3 protein-coding genes are annotated in these 4,006 nt (G+C 61.9%); all 3 read right to left on the bottom strand.

The window, feature by feature from the left end:
* Window positions 1-1,250: methylenetetrahydrofolate--tRNA-(uracil(54)-C(5))-methyltransferase (FADH(2)-oxidizing) TrmFO (gene trmFO, locus P1U55_RS08000; RefSeq protein WP_301047017.1), on the bottom strand; the 1,250-nt coding region annotated here is incomplete at its 3' end.
* Window positions 1,251-1,292: 42 nt separating this feature from the next.
* On the bottom strand, window positions 1,293-1,508 hold the full coding sequence (locus P1U55_RS07995) for a hypothetical protein (protein ID WP_301047016.1): 216 nt from the start codon (window positions 1,506-1,508) through the stop codon (window positions 1,293-1,295).
* A partial coding sequence (gene gyrA / locus P1U55_RS07990; protein ID WP_301047015.1) for a DNA gyrase subunit A occupies window positions 1,508-4,006 on the bottom strand: 2,499 nt, incomplete at its 5' end. The genes gyrA and P1U55_RS07995, both read right to left, overlap by 1 nt.

The following is a 4,006-nucleotide window of genomic DNA, read 5'->3' as shown; positions in this document are numbered from 1 at the left end:
TCAACCGGCGGGAACAGCCCGAAGTTGACGTTCATCGGCTGGAAGGTTTTTGCCTCGGCACCGCCGGTGATGTGGCTGACGAGTGCGCCCACGGCGGTGTTTTGTGGCACCGGCGGCAGGGTGAGGCCTTGCAACTCGGCCACGGCGAGGCGGCCGGCGAGCAGCCCCATGGCGGTGCTTTCAACATAGCCTTCAACGCCGGTGATTTGCCCGGCAAAGCGGATATGGGGCTGGGATTTGAGCCGCATCTCGCCGTCAAGCAGCGTGGGTGAGTTGATGAATGTGTTGCGGTGGATGCCACCAAGGCGGGCAAAGCTGGCGTCTTGAAGGCCAGGAATCATACGGAAAACAGTGGCTTGCGCGCCATACTTCATCTTGGTCTGGAAGCCGACGATATTGTAAAGCGTGCCAAGCGCGTTATCGCGGCGAAGCTGGACAACGGCCCAGGCCTTTTCTTGCGGGTTATGCGGATTGGTGAGGCCAACGGGCTTCATCGGACCGTGGCGCAGGGTCTCGCGGCCCCGTTCGGCCATGACCTCGATCGGCAGGCAGCCGTCAAAATACTTGGCGGTTTCGCCCTCGCGGAACTCGGTTTTCTCGGCCTCCAGCAGCGCGTCGATGAAGGCCTCATACTGTGGCTTGGTCATCGGACAGTTCATGTATGCGGTGCGCTCTTCCTCGGTTTCGCCCTTGTCATAGCGCGATTGCATCCATGCGACGCCCATATCCACGGTGTCGGCGTGCACGATGGGGGCGATGGCATCAAAGAAGGCGAGGCTTTCGACCCCGGTTTCAGCCGCTATCGCCTCGGCCAGACCGCCCGAGGTGAGCGGGCCGGTCGCGATGATGGCAAGGCCGTTTTCCAGCTTGGGCAGAGAGGTGATTTCTGCTTCAGAAACAGTGACAAGCGGGTGGTTCTTCAACTGCTGTGTGATCCACTCGGCGAAGGGCTCACGGTCCACGCCGAGGGCCGAACCGGCAGGCAGGGCGTGTTTGTCGGCGGATGAGATCACCAGGCCATTGGCGGCGCGCATTTCCCAATGGAGCAGGCCCACGGCGTTTTGCTCATCATCATCAGAGCGGAAGGAATTTGAGCAGACCATTTCGGCAAAATTGCCGGTCTGGTGGGCGAAGGTGCCAACCTTGGGGCGCATTTCGTGCAGCACAACGGGGATGCCAGCGGAGACGGCCTGCCAAGCGGCCTCGGAGCCGGCCATGCCAGCGCCAATGATATGAAGTGGTTTTGTCATGCCCGCTGACATAGGGCGAAAGCGGCGCAGGGGGAAGGGCGCTTAAGTGTCTTTGCGCGGATCTGTGAGGCGGGTTTCGAGGCGTTGCAACAGCGCCGTTTGGCGCTGGAGCTCTTCTGTTTGCCTTTCGATCAGACGCTGGAGCCGGGCGGCGCGCATGCCGCCCACCGTGAACCCGGCAATCACCATGCCCAGCACCAACAGAGCCGGGATGAGTGCGGCGACCAGCTCCATGAGGTCAGGACCAGCCGCTTGCATCAGCTCTCCGCTTCACCCGGTGTGGAGCCCTCAAGCTCATCATCCTCGTCCTGTTCGGCGATCCAGGCGACCGAAACCACCTCTTCGCCCTTGGAGGTGTTGAACACCTTGACCCCACCCGCAGAGCGCGAGCGGAAGGAGATGCCATCAACGGGGCAGCGGATCGACTGGCCGGTGGAGGTGGCCAGCATCACCTGATCGGACATCTCGACCGGGAAGCAGGCAACGATCGGACCGGTGGGCATACCCTTGGTCCAGGCCGTTACGCCAAGGCCGCCACGGCCGCGGATCGGATAATCATGCGACGAGGAGATCTTGCCGGTGCCGCCTGCGGTAATCGTGAGGATCAGGTCTTCGGCGGCGGACATTTCGGCGTAGCGGTCGGGGGCAAGCTGGCCCTCGCTCACAACCTCGTCTTCCTCGTCATCTGCGGTGTCGTCCTCGGTGACGCCCGCCATGAGGCGGCGCTGCTTGAGGTAGGACACACGCTCTTCCGAGGTGGCCTCGAAGTGGCGGATCACCGACATGGAGACCACTTTGGCACCGTCAGACAGCTTGATGCCGCGCACACCGACCGAGTTGCGCGAGTTGAACACCCGCACATCGGTGGTGGGAAAGCGAATGGCGCGGCCCGCATCGGTGACAAGCATCACATCATCGTCTTCCGAGCAGATGCGCGCGTTGATGAGGGACATGCCCTCGTTTTCATCCTCGAACTTCATGGCGATCTTGCCGTTGCGCATGACGTTGGTGAAATCCGACAGGCGGTTGCGCCGCACCGTGCCGTGATCGGTGGCAAACACGATCTGAAGGTCGTCCCACTCTTGCTCCGGGCGATCAACGGGCATGATCGCCGCCACCGACACCCCTTGCGGAATGGGCAGGATATTCACGATCGCCTTGCCGCGCGAGGTGCGCCCGCCCTGCGGCAAGCGCCATGTTTTCAGCTTGTAGGCCATCCCGTCGGTGGTGAAGAACAAAAGCTGGGTGTGGGTGTTGGCGACAAAGAGGTTGGTCACCACATCCTCTTCCTTGAGATCACCACCCGAAACGCCCTTGCCGCCGCGCTTTTGGGCACGGAAATCTGCCAGCGGGGTGCGCTTGATATAGCCCGATTGGGTGACGGTCACGACCATCTCTTCGCGTTCGATCAGGTCTTCATCGTCCATATCGCCAGACCAGTCGACGATCTGGGTGCGGCGCGGCACGGCGAACTGGTCCCGCACCTCTTTCAGCTCGTTGCTGATGATCTCCATGATGCGGTCGCGCGAGCGCAGAATATCGAGGTAGTCCTTGATCTTGCCGGCCAGCTCTTCCAGCTCGTCGGTCACTTCCTTGACGCCCAGTTGGGTAAGGCGCTGGAGGCGCAACTCAAGGATGGCGCGGGCCTGAATTTCGCTCAGGTTATAGGTGCCGTCCTCGTTCATGGTGTGCGAAGGATCGTCGATCAGGCGGATGTAGCCTGCGATATCCTCAGCGGGCCAGCGGCGGGACATCAGCTTTTCACGCGCCTCGGCAGCATCGGCGGAGGCACGGATGGTGGCGACGATTTCATCGACGTTGGTCACAGCCACGGCGAGGCCGCAGAGGATATGGCTGCGCTCACGGGCGCGGCGCAGTTCATAGGCGGTGCGGCGGGCAACAACCTCTTCCCGGAAGCCAATGAAGGCCGAAAGGAAGCCGTGCAGCGTGAGCGTTTCCGGGCGGCCGCCATTGAGCGCCAGCATGTTGCAGCCGAACGAGGTTTGCAGCGGGGTGAAGCGGAACAGCTGGTTCAGCACCACTTCGGCGGTGGCATCGCGCTTCAGTTCAACCACCACACGCACGCCATGGCGATCAGATTCGTCCTGAACGTGGGCAATGCCCTCGATCTTCTTGTCGCGGGCCAGTTCGGCGATCTTTTCGATCATCGTGGCCTTGTTGACCTGATAAGGCACCTCATCCACCACGATGGCGTAGCGATCCTTGCGGATTTCCTCGACACGGGTTTTGGAGCGGATAACAACCGATCCACGGCCTTCAAGATAGGCTTTGCGTGCGCCCGACCGGCCCAGCAAGATCGCCCCGGTGGGGAAATCGGGGCCGGGGATATAGTCCATCAACCCGGCGCTATCGAGATCGGGATTGTCGATCAGCGCCAGCGTGGCATCACAGACCTCGCCCAGATTGTGCGGCGGGATATTGGTGGCCATGCCCACCGCGATCCCGCCAGCGCCGTTGACCAGCATGTTGGGGAAGCGGGCAGGGAGGACCACGGGCTCCTGGTCTTTGCCGTCGTAGTTATCAATGAAATCAACGGTGTCTTTGTCGATGTCGGCCAGCAGCGCGGCGGCGGGCTTGTCCATCCGCACTTCGGTGTAGCGGAACGCCGCGGCCTTATCGCCGTCCATCGAGCCAAAGTTGCCCTGGCCGTCAAGCAGCGGCAGCGACATCGAGAAATCCTGCGCCATCCGCACCAGCGCGTCATAGATCGCGCTGTCGCCATGCGGGTGGTATTT

It is taken from the genome of Vannielia sp. (assembly GCF_029212645.1).
In the GTDB taxonomy this organism is placed as follows: Bacteria; Pseudomonadota; Alphaproteobacteria; order Rhodobacterales; family Rhodobacteraceae; genus Vannielia.
This window is presented reverse-complemented; position numbering and strand designations above follow the sequence as displayed.

Excerpts from the sequence above, each read along its gene's own strand:
- P1U55_RS07995 (WP_301047016.1), bottom strand. The coding sequence starts at position 1,508 with ATGCAAGCGGCTGGTCCTGACCTCATGGAGCTGGTCGCCGCACTCATC.